This window comes from Weissella sp. DD23 (assembly GCF_001579105.1).
Taxonomy (GTDB): Bacteria; Bacillota; Bacilli; order Lactobacillales; family Lactobacillaceae; genus Weissella; species Weissella cibaria.
On the sequence record NZ_KQ970394.1, the window covers coordinates 152,787 to 156,375 of the forward strand.

The 3,589-nt window shown below is 48.5% G+C and carries 3 protein-coding genes; 2 read left to right on the forward strand and 1 reads right to left on the reverse strand.

Features of this window, described 5'->3' with window-relative positions; genetic code table 11:
• Positions 1 to 964, forward strand: a 964-nt coding sequence (locus WEIDD23_RS12775; protein ID WP_347474450.1) for a LysM peptidoglycan-binding domain-containing protein, incomplete at its 5' end; no start/stop codon positions are given.
• A 44-nt stretch (positions 965 to 1,008) separates the two neighbouring features.
• Here the strand turns inward: WEIDD23_RS12775 and WEIDD23_RS08155 are convergent.
• Positions 1,009 to 2,058, reverse strand: a complete 1,050-nt coding sequence (locus WEIDD23_RS08155; protein WP_010370155.1) for an oxidoreductase — start codon at positions 2,056 to 2,058, stop codon at positions 1,009 to 1,011.
• Between the two features lie 143 nt (positions 2,059 to 2,201).
• On the opposite strand from WEIDD23_RS08155, the gene codA reads away from it, so the two are divergent.
• Positions 2,202 to 3,443 (forward strand): cytosine deaminase, encoded by a 1,242-nt coding sequence (gene codA, locus WEIDD23_RS08160; protein WP_010370153.1) that lies wholly within the window; start codon positions 2,202 to 2,204, stop codon positions 3,441 to 3,443.
• The last annotated feature ends 146 nt before the right edge of the window (positions 3,444 to 3,589 follow it).

Sequence of the window (3,589 nt, forward strand, 5' to 3'; positions counted from 1 at the left end):
AACGACTGAACAAACGGCAGCTGCTAGTTCAGCATCCGATGTTTTGACATCAGTTGCGGCGTCGTCAGCGTCTGAAAAGCGTGCGGCAAGTGTGTCAGCCGCACCAGTAACGCCCGCCGAATCGGCAGCGTTGGAGCAAATGACATCAACAGCGCCTAAGTCAACGGCGACAACGGGGACTTACACGGTGGTCGATGGTGATACGCTTTCAAGTATTGCAGCGGCCAATGGTGTGACCGTAGCTGCTTTGACGGCCGCTAATCCAACTTTGGATTTGGCAATGTTGTCAATTGGCCAAGTGCTAGTTGTGCCAGCAGCCGGGGCGTCAGTAACGCCAGTTGTTGTGGCAAGCTCAGCGGCAACTGAAGGGTCAACAGCTAGTGCTGCCTCATCAGTTGCAACTGCGGCATCATCAGCCGACGCTAACGATACAACGGTTGATAGTGCTGTAGCTACTGATGACACGACGACTGCCGTGGCTAGTTCAGATGTGACATCAACGGCTGCAACTGAGACGACTTTGGCAAGTGCAACGCCTGTCCAACAAGCAGCTGTTTCAGATGCTGTTGCACAATTGACGAGTGTTAACGCATCAGCAGCAGTTGATACGACAACGACGCCCGTGGCAACTTCAGATACGACGTCAGCGGATACTGACACTACGGCAGTAGCACCTGTTCAAACAGCAACCGCTGATACAACAGCCGCAACGCAATCAGTTTACGATCAATTTATCGCAGCTGGTGGAACTGATGCGCTTTGGAACAATATCGTTTTGCCTGAATCAGGTGGTAACCCAGATGCGGTTTCACCAAATGGCTACTTAGGCCTTGGACAAACCAAGAATGCTTGGGGTACCGGTTCAGTTGAAACCCAAACGACGGGGATGTTGAACTACATCAACGATCGTTACGGTTCGATCGACAATGCGATTAATTTCCGCGCACAAAATAACTGGTATTAAAAATAAAAGCACTTCGCATTATGTTGCGGAGTGCTTTTTTGCCGTTAGAATTGGACGATATGTGGTGCTGGTTCGTTGAACCCTGCTTGCAAAATTTCGATAACAGCTAGCATTTGGCTGTCAGAAATCAACTTTGGTGCGTTATTTACGATACTGTCGTAGGCAGCGTCGTAAATGCGGCCGTAGTCACCGTGAATGGTGGGGATGACCTTTTCAATGCGATCACCACTTGGGTTGAAGTAGGTTAATTGGCCATAATCTTGGGGCGCATCATCCCCGAATCCTGGCATACCCGGCATGATGCCAACCTTCAAGTCGTATTCTTGCTGATCGATGTTGTACTTAATGTACGTTCCAGCGGTACCATGCAGCACCCATTTCGGGTAGGCGACCGTCGCGAGTTCAGTTGCTTGGACAGTGGCCTTAAATGCATCTGGGTAGTGGAGGTTCACTTCAAATTGGTCATCTATTTTAGCACCGAGTTCACGAGTTGCCCGCAAGTCGTAGGTCGCACTGGTTGGCTTACCGAACAGGGCAATCATTTGGTCAACTAAGTGAACACCGTGACCGTACCAAGCACCGTCGATGGGACCGCCAGTGGTTGTCGCACTATTAGGTCGATAGTGGTCCATATGCACTTCTAATTCGATTGGTCGGCCCACATAGCCGGCATTTAAGACGTGTTGCAACGTTAAAAAGTCACTGTCAAAGCGTCGATTTTGGAAAGGCATGAAGAATAAGTTGCGTTCGCGAGCGATATCAACTAGTTCTTGCGCCTGGGTTAATGTTTCAACCATCGGCTTGTCCACAATCACATTTTTACCAGCCAAAAGCAATTGGCGGGCAGTGATGTAGTGTGCCGGCGCTGGTGTCACGACTACGACTAAATCGAGGGTGTCATCAGCAAGGATGTCGTTTAAATCAGTTGAGAAAATAGTACCTGTTGCTTCAAGTGCTTGCTGTTCGGCAGGGCGCTTGCCAAGTGTTGGCGTAACAACCCGAGTAATTCGGAACTTGTCTTGCCGTTGCATCAGGTAGGGAATGTGATAACGGTTGGTACTCTTACCAAAACCAACGTAAGCAATATTTAACATAAGATATTTCCCCCTTTACCCCATATTGTGTCCGAACTGCTAGGTGAATGCAAGGAATCATTTGTGAAATGACTGTCGAGGCAGGTGTCCGATATGGTATACTCTACTGAAAGTTAACAACATGAATTAATTGGGGAAGAAAAATGCTCATTAAGCAAGTATTTATTGAAAATGCGGACCAAGCCCAAGACGTCCGTGTGGTTGATGGCAAGTTTGTCGCCATTGCCAATCATTTAGAAGCGGTAGCCGATGAGCAAGTGATCGACGCAGCCGGTAAGTTGATGGTGCCACCATTTGTGGACCCCCATGTCCACTTGGACTCAACCATGACAGCCGGTGACCCAGAATGGAATGAAACAGGGACCTTGTTCGACGGGATTCGCATCTGGTCAGATCGCAAGGAAACGTTGTCACATGAAGATGTGAAGCAACGGGCCATCCAAGCGTTGCGTATTCAAGCAGCTCATGGTTTGCAATTCGTGCGTTCACACGTCGACGTGACGGATCCTAATCTAACGGCCTTAAAGGCGTTGCTGGAAGTTCGTGAAGAAGTAAAGCCATGGATGACATTGCAACTGGTGGCATTTCCACAAGAAGGCATATTGTCATTCCCAAGTGGTAAAGAATTGATGATCAAGGCCGCTGAAATGGGTGTTGATGCAATCGGGGCGATTCCGCACTTTGAATTCACCCGTGAATACTCGGTTGAATCATTGCACTTTGCCTTTGAAGTGGCTCAAAAGTATGGTTTGTTGGTTGATGCCCACACGGATGAAATCGACGATCCAGCTTCACGTGGTTTGGAAACAATGGCGACGTTGGCACTTGAAACGGGTCTCAAGGAAAAAGTGACGGCTTCGCACACCACAGCGATGGGGTCATATAATGATGCCTATGTTTACAAGTTGATGCGTTTGTTGAAGATGGCTGATATCAATTTTGTCTCAAATCCATTGATTAACATGTACCTCGGTGGTCGGTTTGATACCTATCCAAAGCGCCGTGGCTTGACGCGTGTGAAGGAATTGGACGCTGAGGGTATTAACGTGGCCTTTGGTGAAGACGACATTAAGGATCCTTGGTACCCAATGGGTAACGGTAACATGATGGATGTTTTGCACATGGGACTGCATGCAACGCAGATTATGGGTTACACAGAAATCATGAATTCGTACCGCTTTATTACTAAGAATGGTGCGCGTACGATGCAAGTGCAAGACAGTTATGGCATTGAAGTTGGCAAGCCAGCGAACTTCTTGATTTTCAACGCCAAGAACTGGTACGATGCTTTGAACGAACGTGCTGAACTGTTGTATTCCGTTCACAACGGAAATGTCTTGGTCGAAACCAAGCCAGCTGAAGTGACGGTTACATTACCAGAATAAATAGCAGAACGAGGTTTAGCCGATGTGGTTAGACCTCGTTTTTAAATTGGCGTGAGTGTGTCGTGCTTTCGCACGAGGCATGGTGGTTGGGGCGTGACTTCGCCAAAGATTCGCCTGGGTAAACTCCGCCGGCGCGAGCACCGGCT

What these genes read in the sequence shown, in the direction of transcription:
- WEIDD23_RS08155 (WP_010370155.1), bottom strand. Translation starts at nt 2,058, where the DNA reads ATGTTAAATATTGCTTACGTTGGTTTTGGTAAGAGTACCAACCGTTAT.
- codA (WP_010370153.1), top strand. Translation starts at nt 2,202, where the DNA reads ATGCTCATTAAGCAAGTATTTATTGAAAATGCGGACCAAGCCCAAGAC.